Here is a 16,063-nt window from a genome sequence, read left to right on the forward strand (position 1 = left end):
CTCAGTTGGCTGCGGCGGGCACGACGTCGCCGCGCTCGGCATCGGAGTGCTGGCCGGGGAAGCCGTCGTCGAGGGCTTCGGGGTCCCAGCCGCCGCGCGACACCTGCTGGTAGCCGTCTGTGATCGGCTTGCGTGCGGCCTGGAAGGCCGCGAGCCCCGCCCTCACCGAGGGGGCAGCAGCGAGGGCATCCGCCAGTCCCTTCGCGTCGAGGACCGCGGAGTTGGCCCCCTGGCCCTGGTGGTGGAGCATGGCGTGCGCGGCGTCGCCGACGAGCACGACCGAGTCGCTGTGCCAGGTGTCGACGGGGTCGATGTCGTAGGCCGATCGGCAGTTGATGGTGTCGATGTCGATCGATTCGGTGATCTGCTCGAAGCGCGGGTCGAAGCCCTTCAGCGACGCCACGATGATGTCGCGGGTGACCGCAGGCGACCATGTCTCGTCGTCGGAGGGAACCGTGATGTCGAACGACACCTGCCCGCGGTGACGCAGCGGCAGCAGATAGAGATGCCGATTGGTGGGGGCGTCGAAGTAGACGCGGAAGTCGTCGTCCTCGTCGAAGACGCCGGGCACCAGCGACATGTCGAACACCGCGCGGTACGCGTGCTCGTGAGCGAAGACCGGGCCCTTGTCGCTGAACAGCGCCTTGCGCACGCGCGAGCCGATGCCGTCGGCGCCGATGACGAGGTCGAAGGTCGCGCTCTCGCCGTTCTCGAAGGCGACGGTCGCCGTGTCGCCGTTGTCGACGATGGACTCCATGCGGTGGCCGAACTTGACCATGCCCTCGGGGAGCACCGACATGAGCGCGTCGATGAAGTCGCGGCGGTGGATGAGGTGCGTCGTCGTGCCGAACTGCTCCTTCTCGGGCCACTCCTCGGCGTGCACGAGCTGGTCCTGCGGGGTGAGGATGCGGATGCCGTTGCTGGCCGTGCTCACTGCGGCGATGGCGTCGAAGGCGCCCCACTCGCGGAACGCGTCCATCGAGGAAGGCCGCAGACCGATGCCCGCACCGACCTCACCCGACTGGCGTGCCTGCTCGTAGACGGTCACGTTGGCACCGCGCAGGCTCAGAGCCTTCGCGGTCGACGCGCCTGCGTATCCGGCGCCGATGATGGCGACGTTCAGTCCGTTGAGATCCATGGTTCACTCGCCTTCGAGGGGTGTGGTTGTCGTGAAGAAGTCGGCGACGTTGTCGACGAAGAGTCGGTTGATGGTGGCGTCGTCGACGCCGTCCTGCTTGAGGTCGGGAATGAGCTGCTCGAACAGGTAGTTGATGGTGTGGCCCTTGACACCGGGCCAGCCCAGCGGGCTGCAGTTGGCGTCCGCGGCGACGAGCACCTTGTCGACCTGACCCGAGCGGAGGTATCGCATGAGGTGCTGGAACCGTTCGTCGCGGTGGCGGCCCCAGAACGGCGGGTCGGGCAGCTCGAGGTCGTAGCCGAAGGTGTCGAAGCCGATGCGGCCACCGGCTGAGACGATGCCCTCCTCATCGACCTTGCCCTGGCTGACGCCGTCGTCGGCGTGGCCGAACAGCACGCGGGTGAGCGGCAGGCCTTCTTCGTCGAACACGTCGATCGCGGACTGCGCGTCGACCGCGAGGTGCGTGATGATCGGCGCGCCGGTGGCGAGCGAAGCGCGGGCCGCAGCGCGGTAGATGCGCAGGTCGAGCGGCGTCATCTTGAATCCGCGGCTGACCCCGACCTTGATGATGCCGGCCTTGCCGCCGGTGCGGCCGATCCCGACGGTCAGCTCATGGATGAACTGGTCCGCCAGGTATTCCACACTGGCGTCTGCGAAGTGCTTGAGCGCCGTGTCGCCGCCGACGAAGCCGGTCGAGGCGATGATGTTGACGCCGGTCTTGTCGGAGATCGACTGGTAGTAGTCGATGTCGCGGCCGTTGCAGATGCCGGTGGCATCCACGAAGGTCTGGCCGCCGTACTCGGCGAACTTCCGCAGTTTCGGGATCGTCTCCTCATAGCGCTGCTCTGGGGTCTTCCACCAGCGGGTGTCGAGCTCGCTGCCGGGCATCCCGTAGCCGATGTGCTCGTGGATCGAGGTGAAGCCGAGCTGCTCCACGGCGACGGCTCCTGTGACGGTGTTCACGCGGGTCATGTCAGGCCTCCTTCACGGCGAGCAGGTTGCGGGGGTTGTCGACGAGGATGCCGCGGATGCCGTCTTCGTCGAGGCCGTGAGCGGCCAGCGTCGGCACGAAGCCGGCGAGCACGGCGTCGTAGGCGACGTCGGTGCCGGGGTGCCCCTTCGCGACGCCGACGGCGCCGGAGGAGAGCACGATGCGCGAGCCGAGGCCTGCGGCGACGAGTTCGGCGACCAGCGCAGCACGGTCGTCGTCACTGATGAGGCCGGCTTCCGATTGCCCGATGTGATCGATCGCGACATAGGCGCCGCGCTCGGCGACGGCGCGGGCGGTGGCTGCGGAGCCGGCGCGATCCAGGCCCGCGACGACGATGCGGTCGGCGGAAAGACCCTCTGCGAGAACGGCCTCCAGAGCAACGATGGGATCGGCCGGGGCCGAGAACGACAGCGCGACACCGGACTGCGCGGCGGCGCGCGCGGCTCCGCGCAGCAGACTCTCGTCGGTAGGGGTGGCGCCGCCGGCGGTCTGCGTCGTGACGACGAGTCCGGCGGATGCGCGGCGCTCGACGCGCGGGAGGACCATTCCCTCGGTGGCCTCCGCGGCGAACAGCTCGGCGAAGCGCTCGGCGGGCCAGGGCGTGGGCGGGTTGGTCTGGGGGGTGAGGAAGTAGCCGCCGAGGTTCTCCTCGGGGCCCATTCCGGTGGAGGCGATGATGTGCACGCCGGTCGTGCGCGACAGCGCTTCGTACAGCGGCAGATCCCGACCGTGGGACATACCGGTGCGATCGACGATCGCGCCTCCCCCGGCCGCCTTGAACGCCTCGAGCTTGTCCCTCAGGACCTCGAAGATCTCGGCACGGTCGATCTCGATGTCGTATGCGAACTGCGCGCCCGGCACCACCGACAGCAGTGCTTCATGGATCGCGACGACGCCCAGTTCCTCGGCCGCGATCGGTCCGAGGACGGTGTTGACGGTTGTGCTCACAGGATCCCTCTCCATTGAGTCCTCACCCGAGACGCAGGACGGCGCGTCCGGGAGATGTGTCGATCCTGCCATTCGCTTTACATGTTGTCAAACGACTTTTCGGAATGGAAAGAATAGGCATCGGACAACGCAGAACCGGCCCCGGAACGATCCGGAGCCGGTTCTGGATGCGGATCACGCCGCGATGAGTTCCGCCTCTGCCCGCTTGCCGCTGGGGAGGAAGATCGTCAGCGCCGCCGACGCCAGGGCTGCGAAACCGGCCACGGCGTAGACGATGCTGAAGCCTCCGCCGAGCGACGAGCCGGCCAGGCCCATGATGTCGCCCTGGGCTGCCGTGATCGACGCGACTGCACCCTCGACAGCGTCCGCCGGCGCGCCTGCGGCCGTCATCTCGCCGGCGAGCTGGCCGACGACGCCCTCCCAGCCCGACAGCCATGCGAGCGGCGGGACGTGCGAGAGCCCTTCGACGGCCTCCGGCGGGATGCCAGTACCCTGCAGCACGCTGACGATCGGGAGCGCGAACGCCGAGGCGCCGACGCCGAACGCGATGGCTGAACCCACAACCGGGCCGAGGGTGAAGCCGAGGTCGCGCATCAGGCTCGTCGTTGCCGAAGCCATGCCGATCTGGTGCTCCGGAACGGTGTTGATCGCGACCGCCGTGATCGATCCGATCGTGAGCGCGAACCCGATGCCGAGCAGCAGCAGCGGCACGAGGAACTCGGTCCACGGGGTGCCGCCGAAGCGAGCGGGCACGCCCAGCGTGAAGGTCGACACCCAGAACCCGCTGATCGCCATCAGCGCGAAACCGCTCGTGAGCAGCCAGCGCGGCGCGACCGAGTGGATGAGACGGCCGACGATCGGCGACAGCACGAAAGCCGGCCCCTGGATGACGACGAACAGCACGCCGATCACCCAGACGGGTTCTTGAGCGAGCGCACCGACCGAGATCGACGTCGCGAAGCAGATCGCGAGGAAGGCGAACATGCCCGTGACAGCGACAATGGCGGTCGTCGAGTACGTGCGGTTGCGGAAGAGCTCGAGATGCAGCAGCGGCGACGGCGAGCGCAGCTCGATGATGACGAACGCGACCAGCAGCACGGCGCCGACGATGTAAGCGGCGATGACCTGCCAGTATCCGAACCCGTGGTCGACCGCGGTGACCGTCGCATAGAGCACGGCGATGAGACCGAGCGCGAACGTGATCTGCCCCGGCAGGTCGAGGCGACGGCCAGCCGGAGCCGAGGAGTCACGCGTGCTCGCCGAGACGGCGACGAGCACGACGGCGACCGCCGCGATGATCCAGTACGAGACGCGCCAGCCGCTGAACTCGTTGGGCGCACCCGGTTCTGCACCCGGGATCGTCAGGAACTGAGCGGTGACGCCGGCCATGACGGGTGAGATCACGGCGCCGAGCGAGAGGAACCCTGCCCACGTCGCGATGACACGGGAGCGCTTGGCCCGATCCGGCGTGAGCGCCGACACCATCGCGAGGCCGATCGGGAAGAGCAGACCCGCGCCGATGCCGATCACGGCCTGCGCGATGATCATGAACGTGATGTCGGTGGCGAGCGCCGACAACGCGGCGCCGACGACGACGAACAAGGATCCGGCGATCATCAGCTTCTTGCGGCCGAACAGGTCGCCGAGCAGGCCGAACGTCAGCTCGAATGCGACGATGCCGATCTCGAAGATCGCGGTGATCCAGGTGAGGCCCGCGCCGGTGGCGTGGAACTCGGCGGCGAAGGCGCCGTTGAGCGCGCCCGGAACCGCGTAGGCGGTCTGCGCCAGCGTCACGGAGAGGAAGGCGGCGATGAACGTCGCCCGCACTGACCCGCGCGAGGCGATGATCGTGGTGGTCTGCGTTGACATGAGGGGAACTCCTTCGTCCCGTGCTTCTCGTGCGGATGCGGTGGGGCCCGCAGTTCGGGTCTGCGGGCCTTCGCCAAGATTGGCCCTAACTTTATAGCTTGTCAAGCGAATTTACTGACTGTTATGTGGTTAGGGTTGGCGAATGGCAAACCTCCGCGAGAAGCAGAAGCAGCAGACACGACAATCGCTGCTCGACAATGCGCTGCGCCTCTTTCAGGAGCAGGGCTATGTCGCGACGACGATCGACGACATCGCGACGGCGGTCGGCACCACCCGCGTGACCTTCTACGCCCACTTCCCGAACAAGACCGAGCTCATGCGCGCGCTCTTCGGCGAGCTGAACCGGCACCTGGATCGTCGCGAGGATTCGGAGCACGGTTCCACGGCGGGGTCACTGGTGGATGCTGCGCGAGAAGGCAGCTTCGTCGCCATCCGCAGCTGGATCGGAGCGCAGGCCGCTCACTGGCCCGACATCCGCCCATACATCACCGTCGTCGAGGAGTCGGCTGCGGTCGATCCGGAGATGCGCGAGCTGCGCGACGGCTGGTTCGGCGAGGTCATCGACGACATCACCACCGGACTCGCGGCAGCGGGACGCTTCGACGAGGACACTCGGCGGTACCGCGGTTACCTCGCCATGGAACTGCTGAACAGCGCGAATCTGAGGTGGATCCGGCATCCCTGGTCTCTCGAGAGCGGTCCGGAACTCGACATCCTCGCCGTCGCCTGGACGAGCCTGCTCGGAGACTGATGTCTGGCCCGTCCGCGCCGTAGAGCAGACGCGGGTGCAACATCAGACGCGCGCAGCACGAAGCTCGGCGTCGATTCGAGACGCCGTCTCCTGCAGCGCCGGCAGCAGCTCGGCACGCACCTCCTCTGCCGTTCCACGCGCGGTGCTCGTCGAGACGTTGAGCGCCGCGGCGACCCCGGCGGAGCCGTGCAGCGGCACGGCGATCGAGCGCAGCCCTTCCTCGAGTTCGCCATCGACCATGGCCCAGCGCTGCGCGCGCACGCGGTCGAGTTCAGCAAGGAGCTCGGCACGGTCGGCGCGCGTGCGAGGCGTGTAGGCCACGAGGTCTGCGGCGTTCAGCCTCGCACCGGCGTCCGTCAGTGCCGCGAGCAGGACGCGCCCCATGCTGGTCACCGCGGCAGGCAGCCTCGTTCCGATCGTGATCCGCACGCTCATGATGCGGCGAGCGGCGGCGCGTGCGACGTAGACGATCTCGTCACCGTCCAACACGGCGACCGACACGGACTCGCCGATCCGATGCGAGAGCTCATCGAGGTGCGGCTGCACGATCTCCGGAAGCGAGAGCGATGACAGGTAGCCGTAACCGAGCTCCAGCACCCGCGGTGTCAGCCGGAATCGGGCATCCGCGGTCGCGATCACGTAACCGAGCTGCTCGAGGGTGCGAAGGAAGCGCCGCGCCGCAGCCCGCGGGATGGCTGCACGCCGAGCGACCTCGGCGAGTGACAGTTCGGCGGGGTCGCCGTCGAATGTGCGGATGACCGCAAGCCCGCGTGCGAGGGACCGCACGAAGTCCGCAGATGTTGTCGCATCAGCGACGGGCACGGCATCCGATTCGGTCACTCGAGAACCCTATCCGCTCAGCGCTCCAGAACGACGGCGAGCCCCTGGCCGACGCCGATGCAGATCGCGACGACCGCGACACCTGAGCCGCGACGTGCCAGCTCGTGCGCGGCGTGCCCGATGATCCGTCCGCCCGAGGCGCCGAGCGGATGCCCGATCGCGAGCGCGCCGCCGTGGATGTTCAGCTTCTCGGGGTCGAGCTCCGGCCAGCCGCGCAGGCAGGCCAGCGACTGGGACGCGAATGCCTCGTTCAGTTCGACGAAGTCGACCTCCGCCCAGGTGCGGCCGGCGCGGGCGAGGGCTTTGTTCGCCGCTTCGATCGGCGCGATCGGGAAGTCGTCCGGGGCGACGCCGTGCACGCCCCGGCCGGTGATCCGGGCGAGCGGCTCGGCGTCGATGGCATCCTCCGCCCCCAGCAGTACGGCGGAGGCGCCGTCGTTGATCGACGAGGAGTTCCCCGCCGTCACAGTGCCGTCCACCGCGAACAGCGCCTTCAGCCCGGCGAGCTTCTCCACCGTCGACCCGTCGCGGATGCCCTCGTCGCGGGCGAGTTCGGTATCGGGCACCTGGACGATCTCGCCGTCATAGATCCCGTCGGCCCAGGCCTTCGCCGCCAGCTCGTGCGAGCGCACGGCGAACGCGTCCTGATCCTCGCGGGTGATCCCCCATGAGGCCGCGGTCTTCTCCGCGGCCTCACCGTTCGAGATGGTCCAGGCCGTCGGCAGCGCCCGATTGGTCATGCGCCACCCGATCGCGGTGTTCCACATCGTCTGGTTCCCCGTCGCCGGGTAGGGCTTCGCGGACTTCTCCACGACGAACGGCGCCCGGCTCATCGACTCCACCCCGCCGGCGAGGATCACCTCGGCATCCCCCGACTCGATCGCTCGCGACCCCTGGATGACCGCCTCCACACTCGACGCGCACAGCCGGTTGACGGTCGTCCCGGTCACGGTCGTCGGGAAGCCTGCCAGCAGCGCGCCCATCCGGGCGACGTTGCGGTTGTCCTCGCCGGCCTGGTTCGCGTCGCCGAAGATCACATCGTCGATCCGCGCAGCATCCAGCCCCGTCCGCTCCACGCTCGCGCGCATCACAATCGCGGCGAGATCATCGGGACGGATGCCGGCGAGCGCCCCACCCGCACGGCCGAACGGAGTGCGGACGGCGTCATAGATGTAGGTCGAAGTCATTTCAGCTCCAGTCCGGTGAGGGCTTCGAGGGACTCGGCGGTGTTCTCGCCGAACGCCTCGCGCACGCGGAAGCCCTCGGGCGTCACGTCGAAGACGGCGTGGTCGGTGTAGACGCGGCTGACGCAGCCGACGCCGGTGAGAGGGTAGGCGCATTCGGCGACCAGCTTGGATGAGCCGTCCTTGGCCAGCAGGTCGGTCATCACATAGACGTCCTTGGCGCCGATCGCCAGGTCCATGGCGCCGCCGACCGCGGGGATCGCTCCGGGTGCGCCAGTGGACCAGTTGGCGAGGTCGCCGTTCTGCGCGACCTGGAAGGCCCCGAGGACGCAGACGTCGAGGTGCCCGCCGCGCATCATGGCGAACGAGTCGGCGTGGTGGAAGTACGCCGCTCCCGCGACGGCTGTGACCGCCTGCTTGCCGGCGTTGATGAGATCGGGATCGATGCGATCGGATGCCGGTGCCGACCCCATGCCGAGCAGTCCGTTCTCGGTGTGCAGGATGATCTCGAGGTTGTCGGGCAGGTAGTTCGCGACCAGGGTCGGCGCCCCGATGCCGAGGTTCACGAAGGCGCCCTCCGGGATGTCGGCTGCGATGCGTGCGGCCAGTGCATCACGGCTGATGCGCGTACTCATGATGCGATCTCCTCTGCTGCGGGATCAGACGGCCTGCCCTCCAGGTCGACGCCGCCGACGAAGCGACCCTCGTCCAACCATCCGCGCTCCCCGACCGCGACGACGCGATCCACGAAGATGCCGGGCGTCACCACCGTCTCGGGGTCGATCGCGCCGAGCGGCACGATCTCGTCGACCTGCGCGATGGTCGTCGTCGCGGCGGTCGCCATGATCGGCCCGAAGTTGCGGGCTGTCTCGCGGTAGACGAGGTTGCCCCAGCGGTCTCCCTTGAGCGCGCTGATGAGTGCGAAGTCCGCCCGGATCGGGTACTCCAGCACGTAGCGCCGTCCGTCGATCTCGCGCTCCTCCTTGCCCTCGGCGAGCTCGGTGCCGACGCCGGTCGGTGAGAAGAACGCGCCGATTCCGGCTCCCGCGGCGCGGATGCGCTCGGCCAGGTTGCCCTGCGGCACGAGCTCCAGTTCGATCTTGCCGGCACGGTACAGATCGTCGAAGACCCACGAGTCGCTCTGCCGCGGGAACGAGCACAGGATCTTGCGGACCAGCCCATTGGCGAGCAGCGCCGCAAGGCCCGTGTCACCGTTGCCGGCGTTGTTGTTCACGATCGTGAGGTCCTTCGCGCCGTGCGCGATGAGGGCATCGATGAGCTCGACGGGCTGCCCGGCGCGGCCGAATCCGCCGATCATCACTGTCGCGCCGTCGGGGATGCCGGCGACGGCGGATGCCGCATCCGCCACGGTCTTGTCGATCACTGCGCCTCCCTGCACCGTTCGCTCTGCGAACGCTTGTTCGCTCTGTGTTCATAGGGTACAGCAAGTGGGCGGCTTCGACTCGCTGGTGCTCGCTCAGCCCGTTTCGTCTCGCTGACGCTCGCTCAACGACCCGCAGTAGTCCTGGAGACGAAGCCTCAGACAGGAAGCCCGAAGGCGTGCTGAGTCTTGATGGGCGCGACCGCCGGGGACGCGAAGAAGCTCAGCACCCTACGTGCCCGGGCCTGATCGACGGATGCCGTCGCCACCGCGCCCGCGAAGACCGTGTCGATGGCGCAGCCGTCCGGCATGACGCCGAGAATGCGGACACCTGCTTGCCCCACCAGCTCACTGAGCTGCTGGAAACCGAGGTCGACGTCACCGTCTGCGAGCGAGCGGGCGACGGGGGTTCCCGGCTTCGCCTGCACGAGGCGGTCTCCGAGCTCTTCGGCGAGGCCCCAGTCCTCGATCATCTTCACGAGCGCAGTTCCGCTGGGTCCGGTGGAGTAGCCGATCCTGTCCGCGTCGCGCAGCGCATCACGCAGCCCGGCGTCGTCGGCGAAGGCCGGACCGTCCGGTCGCACAGCCTTGTCGGACGATCCGGACGGCACGGCGACCGCAACCTGCGACAGCACGAGCGGCGTGACCGTCTCAGCATCCACATGCCCTTCGGCAACGAGGCGAGACATCGCTCCGGATGCGAGAAAGACCAGGTCGAACGCCTCCCCGGCGGCGACCCGCTCAGCGGCGTCCACTCCCCCGACCGACTCGACGTCCACTCGAGCCAGTCGCTCCGCAGCAGCCGCCGCGGTCAGGTCGGCGAGCACATGCCTGGTCGCCATCGACGAGATGGCCTTCACGCGGCATCCTCGAATGTCTCGGCGTCGACCTCGGCGGCGGGCCCGGGCGCATAGCGGGGCCCCGAGACCGTGTGAGTGTCGATGAGCTGACCGGCGCGCGCCAGCAGCGCCCCGTCGACCGGCAGTGAGAGCGCGGCGAAATCCTCACGCACATGCGCGATGCTCGTGGTGCCCGGGATCGGCACCACATGCTCCCCGCGTGAAAGCAGCCAAGCCAGCGCGAGCTGCGCGGGCGTGCAACCGGCCTCTGCGGCGAGCGCACGCCATGCCGGCAGCAACGCTTCGTTCGCCGGCCAGTTGTCAGAGGAGAACCGCGGCATCGCACGGCGGATGTCCTTCTCGGCGAGACCGGACGGGTCACCGACCGAGTCGCTCAGGAACCCGCGGGCAAGGGGCGAGAACGCGACCAGCGCGATCCCGGCTTCCCGAGTAGCCGACAGCATCCCGAGCTCGGGGTTGCGGCTCCACAGCGAGTACTCGTTCTGCACGGCCGCGATCGGCGCGATGTCCTGCGCTTCGCGCAGGCGCGCGACGGATACCTCCGACAGTCCGATGGCGCCGATCTTTCCGGCATCCACGAGCGAAGCGAGCGCGCCGACGCTCTCGCCGATCGGAACCTTCTTGTCCCAGCGGTGCAGGTAGTACAGGTCGATATGGTCGACGCCGAGCCGCTCGAGCGACGCATCCACGTGCTGACGCAACGCCGAAGGCCGCCCGTCGATGACCTTCACACCATCGACGATCGCCATTCCGCCCTTGCTGGCGAGTACGACCTCGTCGCGACGCCCCTTCAGAGCGCGCCCGACCAGTTCCTCGTTGCGGCCACCACCGTAGAGCGTCGCCGTGTCGAGGTGCGTGACACCTGCGTCGAGCGCGCCCCGCAAGACGGCAAGCCCCTCCTCCGGAGAAGGCGGGATTCCGTAAGCGTGGCTGAGGTTCATGCAACCGAGTCCCATGCGGGGGAGCTTCACGCGAGCTGCTCCTCCAGCTTGCCGAGCACGCGGTAGCAGTCGATGACCTGCCGGAGCGACGAGTTCGGCTCGCGACCCTCACGGATGGCGGCGATGAACTCGCGGTCCTGCAACTCGATGCCGTTCATGCTGACGGCCACATCCGACACATCGATCTGCTCGTCCTTGCCGGTGAACAGGTCGTCGTAGCGGGCGACGTAGGTCGCGGTGTCGCCGATGTAGCGGAAGAACGTGCCGAACGGGCCCTCGTTGTTGAAGGACAGCGACAGGGTGCAGATCGCACCCGACTCGCTCTTCAACTGAATCGACATGTCCATCGCGATGCCGAGCTCCGGGTGGATCGGGCCCTGGATCGCGTTCGCCTCGACGATCCTGCCCGCCTGGTAGGCGAACAGGTCGACCGTGTGCGCGGCGTGGTGCCACAGCAGATGGTCGGTCCAGGAGCGCGCCTCGCCCTTGGCGTTCGTGTTCGTGCGGCGGAAGAAGTACGTCTGGACGTCCATCTGCTGCACGTTGAACTCGCCCGCCCGGATGCGGTCGTGCACGAGCTGGTGCGACGGGTTGAACCGGCGCGTGTGACCGACCATCGCGACACGGTCGGATGCCTCGGCCGCAGCGAGGGTGGCCTCGGCATCCGAAAGCGAGTCCGCGAGCGGGATCTCGACCTGAACATGCTTGCCGGCGGCGAGCACGGCCTGCGTCTGCGAGGAGTGCAGGCCGGTCGGGGTCGCGAGGATGACGGCATCCACGTCGTCGCGCTCGAGAACTCCCTCGAGCCCGACGACCGCGTTCGCGACACCGTACTTTGCCGCGACGGCATCCGCCTTCTCCTGCGACGTGGCGGCCACGACGGTCACCTCGGCGTCGTCGATGTTCGCAAGTCCATCCAGGTGCTTCATGCCGAAGGCACCGTTCGCGCCGACGACGGCGATGCGGATCTTGTCGCTCATTCGCTCTCCCTTTCGCGGTTCGGTATCGGGTTGTCAGGCGTTCGCCACGGCCGCGGTCTCCGCAGGCTCGGGGGCGAGCACCGACTCCACGGGCTCGATCATGTCCGCCTCGTCGGAAGCGACGGTGGTCCTGCCGACCGGGTTCGAGATGACGAGGTGCCCGACCGCGGTGTTGGATGCCGGGACGTGATAGAACCGGTGGTTCATCTCCGGCGACTCGCCGCCGAACTGGTCATCCATCGCGCCGCGGGCGATCAGCCAGTCCACCAGCTCGATGCCCTCGGAGCCCGCCTCGTCGACGTACTCCATGTGCGGCCACTCGGTCAGTCCCATCGGGTCTGCGATCAGGTGATCGAGGAAGGCGTTGTCCCACTCCTTGTTGATGAGGCCGGCGCGCGGACCCTGCAGCTGGTGGCTCATGCCGCCGGTGCCCCAGATCTGCACGTTGAGCTCTTCGCCGTCCCACTTGTCGATCGCGCGACGGAGGGCCTTGCCGAGCTCGTAGCAGCGGCGACCTGACGGAACCGGGTACTGCACGACGTTGACGGCGAGCGGGATGACCTTGACCGGCCACTGCTCGTCCGGGCCGAGTTCGCCGTAGACCAGCGACAGCGGGACGGTGAGGCCGTGGTCGACGACCATCTCGTTGACGAGGGTGAGGTCGAAGTCATCCTGGATGATCGACTGCGCGAGGTGCGCGGCGAACTCCGGGTAACCCTTGACGTCGGGCACGGGGCGTGGGCCGTAGCCCTCGTCGGCGACCGGATACTCTGCGCCCGTCCCGAGCACGAACGTGGGGATGATCGACGCGTCGAAGGCGGTGGCGTGGTCGTTGTAGACGAGGATGACGACGTCGGGCGTGTTCTCCCTCGCCCATTTGCGGGTCCACCGGTAGCCGTCGAACACCTTCTTCCAGTACGGCTCCTCGGTCTTGCCGAGGTCCATCGCAGCACCGATCGCCGGCACGTGCGAGGTGAACAGTGCCGAGGTGTACTTGGCCGGAGCGTTCGGGCGGAACGTGTCGGCCTTCTCGCCGGGCGCGGGAGGCGTCCAGCCGTCGAGATCCTTGAGGCGGTTCCCCTCGGGACGCCGTCCGCCGCCGACCATCATGTCGCGGTACGCAGCCTCGCTCATGCCGGTCATCGACCCGGCCATCTGCTGGAAGCTCAGCCCGTGGGTGGCGCCGATCTTGCTCAGGAAGTAGATGTTCCCGCCCTCGTCGATCATGGTGTTCATGTCCATGTCGAGTACGGCCTGACGCTGGACGGGGTTCAGCGGCCAGTCATCGAGGTACGCCTCCTGGTCAGCCAGGAAGCGCTCACGATTCTCCGGCTTCATCAGCGACATCGCGAACTGGTTGAGGTGATAACCCTTTCGGGCCTGCTCGGCGTCGTAGATGGTGGTGCCGGGAACGTCCTTGTACGGCTTGTCGAGTGCCATGGTCATTCTCCTTCTTGCCAATAGAGGCGACGGGGGTTCTCCACGAGGAGCTTGTGCTGCAGCTCGGGGGTCGTCGCGATCTGCGGGATGTAGTCGACCAGCAGCCCGTCATCGGGCATATGGTCCTTGAGGTTGGGGTGCGGCCAGTCGGTTCCCCAGAGCACACGGTCGGGGAACTCTTCGACCACACGTCGGGCGAACGGCACCACGTCGGTGTACGCGTGCTGCTCGCCGTCTCCGAGTTCTTCAGGGAGGGCGCGGGGCCCCGTCACGCTCAGGCGCTCGGGGCACGAGACCTTGGTCCATACGTTCGCGTTCTCGCGCATGAACCGCAGGAACAGCTCGAAATCCGGGCCGTTCGGGTCTTTGGTGACGTCGGGTCGACCCATGTGGTCGACGACGACGTCGGTCGGGATGCTGGAGAAGAAGTCGTAGAGCTCGGGAAGATCCTCAGCCTCGAAGTAGATCACCACGTGCCAGCCGAGCGGTGCGATCTTCGCGACGATCTCCTGGAGCGAGTCGGTGGGCACGCGGTCGACGAGGCGCTTGACGAAGTTGAAGCGCACGCCGCGGACGCCGGCGGCGTGCAGCGTCTTCAGCTCCTCGTCGGTGATGTCGCGACGGACCGTGGCGACGCCGCGGGCGCGACCCTCGCTGCGTCGGAGAGCGTCGACGAGCGCGCTGTTGTCGGCACCGTGGCAGGTGGCCTGCACGATCACGTTGCGGTCGAAACCGAGATGGTCGCGCAGGGCGAACAGCTGGTCTGCTGAAGCGTCGCAGGGCGTGTACTTGCGCTCTGGCGCGTAGGGGAATTCGGCACCCGGCCCGAAGACGTGACAGTGCGCGTCGACTGCGCCCTCGGGCAGCGTGAAGGTGGGCTTCGTCGGGCCGTCGTACCAGTCGAGCCAGCCCTCTGACTTGGTGAATTCACCCGTGGTGTCGCCGTGCTTTGTATTGGCCTGTGCCATCGTCAGTCCTCCACGTATTCCAGGCCGGCGGCGGCGAGCGGCTCGCGCATGCCGTAGAGGTCGAGTCCGAGTACGCCTTCACGGAACTTCTGCCGCTTGGCCTCCTCGTTGTCCTCGCGCTTCTGGCTGGCATCCGCCACGGCACCGACCAGTGCGCGCGGCACGACGACGACGCCGTCGACGTCGGCGACGACCACGTCACCCGGATTCACGAGGGCGTTCGCGGCGACGACGGGGATGTTCACCGAGCCGAGGGTGGCCTTGACCGTGCCCTTGGAGTTGATGGCGCGGGAGAAGACCGGGAAGTCCATCTTCTCGAGGTCGGCGACGTCGCGGACGCCGCCGTCGATGACCAGACCCTTGCAGCCGCGGGCGGTGAGCGACGAGGCCAGCAACTCGCCGAAGAAGCCGTCTTCGCTCTCGGTGGTGCAGCCGGCGACGATGACGTCACCGTCCTGCACCTGTTCGGCGGCGACGTGGAACATCCAGTTGTCGCCCGGCTGCAGGAGCACGGTGACGGCCGGGCCGCACAGTTTCGCACCGTTGTAGGCGGGGCGGATGTACGGGCGCATGAGGCCCACCCGGCCCATCGCCTCGTGGATGGTCGCGACGCCGAACTGTGAAAGGCGCCCGACGTCGTCGGGGTCTGGGCGCTGGATGTTCGTGCGGACGATGCCGAGATCGTTCAGTCGCATTGTGTTCCTCTCAGAGTCCACGAGCCTTGAGGGCGCGGTCGAGGCGCGGGTAGACGCGGCGGGCGTTGCCCTCGAAGACCTGCTCGCGCTGGAAGTCGCTGAGGCTGGTGGTCGCGTCGACGTAGCGCTTGGTGTCGTCGAAGTAGTGTCCGGTGCGCGGGTCGATGTCGCGCACCGCACCGATCATCTCGCTGGCGAACAGGATGTTGTCGGTCGGGATGACGTCCGTCAGCAGGTCGATGCCGGGCTGGTGGTAGACGCAGGTGTCGAAGAACACGTTGTTCAGCAGGTGCTGTTCGAGCTCGGGCTTCTTCAGCGCCATCGCCAGGCCGCGGAACCGACCCCAGTGGTACGGCACCGCGCCGCCGCCATGCGGGATGACCAGCTTCAGGTCGGGGAAGTCCTTGAAGAGGTCGCCCTTGAGCAGCTGCATGAACGCGGTCGTGTCGGCGCCGAGGTAGTGATCGCCGGTGGTGTGGAACACGTCAGGACGGCAGGTCGTGCTCACGTGCACCATCGCGGGGATCTCGTACTCGACGAGCTTCTCGTAGATCGGGTACCACGAGCGGTCGGTGAGCGCCGGGGCCGACCACTTGCCGCCGGACGGGTCGGGGTTGAGGTTCACCGTGACGGCGCCGAGCTCCTCGACGGCGCGGGTCAGCTCAGCGACCGTGGTGGCGGGGTCGACGCCGGGAGACTGCGGCAGCATCGCACCCATGAGGAAGCGGTCGGGGAACAGCTCGCTGACGCGCGCGACGAGGTCGTTGCAGATGCGCGCCCAGGTCTCGCTGACGGCGTAGTCGCCGATGTGGTGGGCCATGAACGAGGCACGCGGGCTGAAGACCGTGATGTCGCTGCCGCGCTCATTCATGAGCTTGAGCTGGTTGGCCTCGATGGTTTCGCGGATGTCGTCATCGCTGATGTGCAGGGATGCCGGGTCCGGCGCTTCGCCGTTGCCGTCGGCGAAGGCGATCTGCAGGTCACGCCAGGCGCCCAGCTGCGCAGGGGCGGTCGTGTAGTGGCCGTGGATGTCGATGATCAACGCGTGTCGTCCTTGTCACTCGGATGCTGTTGTTC

16 protein-coding genes are annotated in these 16,063 nt (G+C 67.8%); 1 reads left to right on the forward strand and 15 read right to left on the reverse strand.

What is annotated here, in order from left to right:
* Nucleotide 1 precedes the first annotated feature (1 nt).
* The 4 genes from IM776_RS15145 to IM776_RS15160 form a co-directional block, all read right to left on the reverse strand.
* Complete coding sequence (locus IM776_RS15145; protein ID WP_194420960.1) at nucleotides 2-1,138, reverse strand: FAD-dependent oxidoreductase; 1,137 nt, start codon at nucleotides 1,136-1,138, stop codon at nucleotides 2-4.
* Between the two features lie 3 nt (nucleotides 1,139-1,141).
* Nucleotides 1,142-2,110 (reverse strand): phosphotriesterase family protein, encoded by a 969-nt coding sequence (locus IM776_RS15150; RefSeq protein WP_194420961.1) that lies wholly within the window; start codon nucleotides 2,108-2,110, stop codon nucleotides 1,142-1,144.
* A 1-nt stretch (nucleotide 2,111) separates the two neighbouring features.
* The gene (locus tag IM776_RS15155) at nucleotides 2,112-3,077 is read right to left on the reverse strand and encodes a phosphotriesterase family protein (protein WP_228479797.1); all 966 of its coding nucleotides are present in this window, start codon (nucleotides 3,075-3,077) and stop codon (nucleotides 2,112-2,114) included.
* A gap of 174 nt (nucleotides 3,078-3,251) precedes the next feature.
* Nucleotides 3,252-4,946, reverse strand: coding sequence for an MFS transporter (locus IM776_RS15160; protein ID WP_194420963.1), 1,695 nt, complete (start codon nucleotides 4,944-4,946; stop codon nucleotides 3,252-3,254).
* A 142-nt stretch (nucleotides 4,947-5,088) separates the two neighbouring features.
* On the opposite strand from IM776_RS15160, the gene IM776_RS15165 reads away from it, so the two are divergent.
* Nucleotides 5,089-5,697, forward strand: a complete 609-nt coding sequence (locus IM776_RS15165) for a TetR/AcrR family transcriptional regulator (RefSeq protein ID WP_194420964.1) — start codon at nucleotides 5,089-5,091, stop codon at nucleotides 5,695-5,697.
* A gap of 42 nt (nucleotides 5,698-5,739) precedes the next feature.
* Here IM776_RS15165 and IM776_RS15170 read toward each other — a convergent pair whose 3' ends face one another.
* The 11 genes from IM776_RS15170 to IM776_RS15220 form a co-directional block, all read right to left on the reverse strand.
* Nucleotides 5,740-6,537 carry an IclR family transcriptional regulator domain-containing protein gene (locus tag IM776_RS15170; protein ID WP_228479798.1) on the reverse strand — a complete coding sequence of 266 codons (798 nt, stop codon included), beginning with the start codon at nucleotides 6,535-6,537 and terminating at the stop codon, nucleotides 5,740-5,742.
* A 17-nt stretch (nucleotides 6,538-6,554) separates the two neighbouring features.
* Entirely contained in the window at nucleotides 6,555-7,724 is a 1,170-nt protein-coding gene (locus IM776_RS15175; protein WP_194420965.1) for a thiolase family protein, read from the reverse strand.
* Nucleotides 7,721-8,356, reverse strand: coding sequence for a 3-oxoacid CoA-transferase subunit B (locus IM776_RS15180; RefSeq protein WP_323740995.1), 636 nt, complete (start codon nucleotides 8,354-8,356; stop codon nucleotides 7,721-7,723). Before IM776_RS15180 ends, IM776_RS15175 begins: the two co-directional genes overlap by 4 nt.
* Nucleotides 8,353-9,105 carry a 3-oxoacid CoA-transferase subunit A gene (locus tag IM776_RS15185; protein WP_194420966.1) on the reverse strand — a complete coding sequence of 251 codons (753 nt, stop codon included), beginning with the start codon at nucleotides 9,103-9,105 and terminating at the stop codon, nucleotides 8,353-8,355. Before IM776_RS15185 ends, IM776_RS15180 begins: the two co-directional genes overlap by 4 nt.
* Before the next feature lie 155 nt (nucleotides 9,106-9,260).
* Nucleotides 9,261-9,962 (reverse strand): substrate-binding domain-containing protein, encoded by a 702-nt coding sequence (locus IM776_RS15190; RefSeq protein WP_228479799.1) that lies wholly within the window; start codon nucleotides 9,960-9,962, stop codon nucleotides 9,261-9,263.
* On the reverse strand, nucleotides 9,959-10,933 hold the full coding sequence (locus IM776_RS15195; protein ID WP_228479800.1) for an aldo/keto reductase: 975 nt from the start codon (nucleotides 10,931-10,933) through the stop codon (nucleotides 9,959-9,961). Before IM776_RS15195 ends, IM776_RS15190 begins: the two co-directional genes overlap by 4 nt.
* The gene (locus IM776_RS15200) at nucleotides 10,930-11,883 is read right to left on the reverse strand and encodes a Gfo/Idh/MocA family oxidoreductase (protein WP_194420967.1); all 954 of its coding nucleotides are present in this window, start codon (nucleotides 11,881-11,883) and stop codon (nucleotides 10,930-10,932) included. Before IM776_RS15200 ends, IM776_RS15195 begins: the two co-directional genes overlap by 4 nt.
* Nucleotides 11,884-11,916: 33 nt before the next feature.
* Nucleotides 11,917-13,323, reverse strand: a complete 1,407-nt coding sequence (locus tag IM776_RS15205; RefSeq protein ID WP_194420968.1) for a protocatechuate 4,5-dioxygenase subunit alpha/beta — start codon at nucleotides 13,321-13,323, stop codon at nucleotides 11,917-11,919.
* A 2-nt stretch (nucleotides 13,324-13,325) separates the two neighbouring features.
* Nucleotides 13,326-14,291 (reverse strand): amidohydrolase family protein, encoded by a 966-nt coding sequence (locus IM776_RS15210; RefSeq protein ID WP_194420969.1) that lies wholly within the window; start codon nucleotides 14,289-14,291, stop codon nucleotides 13,326-13,328.
* A 2-nt stretch (nucleotides 14,292-14,293) separates the two neighbouring features.
* Nucleotides 14,294-14,986 (reverse strand): 4-carboxy-4-hydroxy-2-oxoadipate aldolase/oxaloacetate decarboxylase, encoded by a 693-nt coding sequence (ligK, locus tag IM776_RS15215; protein ID WP_194420970.1) that lies wholly within the window; start codon nucleotides 14,984-14,986, stop codon nucleotides 14,294-14,296.
* Between the two features lie 10 nt (nucleotides 14,987-14,996).
* Entirely contained in the window at nucleotides 14,997-16,028 is a 1,032-nt protein-coding gene (locus IM776_RS15220; protein WP_194420971.1) for an amidohydrolase family protein, read from the reverse strand.
* Nucleotides 16,029-16,063 lie beyond the last annotated feature (35 nt).

The organism is Microbacterium abyssi (assembly GCF_015277895.1).
Lineage (GTDB): Bacteria > Actinomycetota > Actinomycetes > Actinomycetales > Microbacteriaceae > Microbacterium > Microbacterium abyssi.

Coding starts and splice junctions, on each gene's coding strand:
- IM776_RS15175 (WP_194420965.1), bottom strand. CDS start 7,724: ATGACTTCGACCTACATCTATGACGCCGTCCGCACTCCGTTCGGCCGT.
- ligK (WP_194420970.1), bottom strand. CDS start 14,986: ATGCGACTGAACGATCTCGGCATCGTCCGCACGAACATCCAGCGCCCA.
- IM776_RS15210 (WP_194420969.1), bottom strand. CDS start 14,291: ATGGCACAGGCCAATACAAAGCACGGCGACACCACGGGTGAATTCACC.
- IM776_RS15180 (WP_323740995.1), bottom strand. CDS start 8,356: ATGAGTACGCGCATCAGCCGTGATGCACTGGCCGCACGCATCGCAGCC.
- IM776_RS15145 (WP_194420960.1), bottom strand. CDS start 1,138: ATGGATCTCAACGGACTGAACGTCGCCATCATCGGCGCCGGATACGCA.
- IM776_RS15205 (WP_194420968.1), bottom strand. CDS start 13,323: ATGGCACTCGACAAGCCGTACAAGGACGTTCCCGGCACCACCATCTAC.
- IM776_RS15160 (WP_194420963.1), bottom strand. CDS start 4,946: ATGTCAACGCAGACCACCACGATCATCGCCTCGCGCGGGTCAGTGCGG.
- IM776_RS15200 (WP_194420967.1), bottom strand. CDS start 11,883: ATGAGCGACAAGATCCGCATCGCCGTCGTCGGCGCGAACGGTGCCTTC.
- IM776_RS15150 (WP_194420961.1), bottom strand. CDS start 2,110: ATGACCCGCGTGAACACCGTCACAGGAGCCGTCGCCGTGGAGCAGCTC.
- IM776_RS15165 (WP_194420964.1), top strand. CDS start 5,089: ATGGCAAACCTCCGCGAGAAGCAGAAGCAGCAGACACGACAATCGCTG.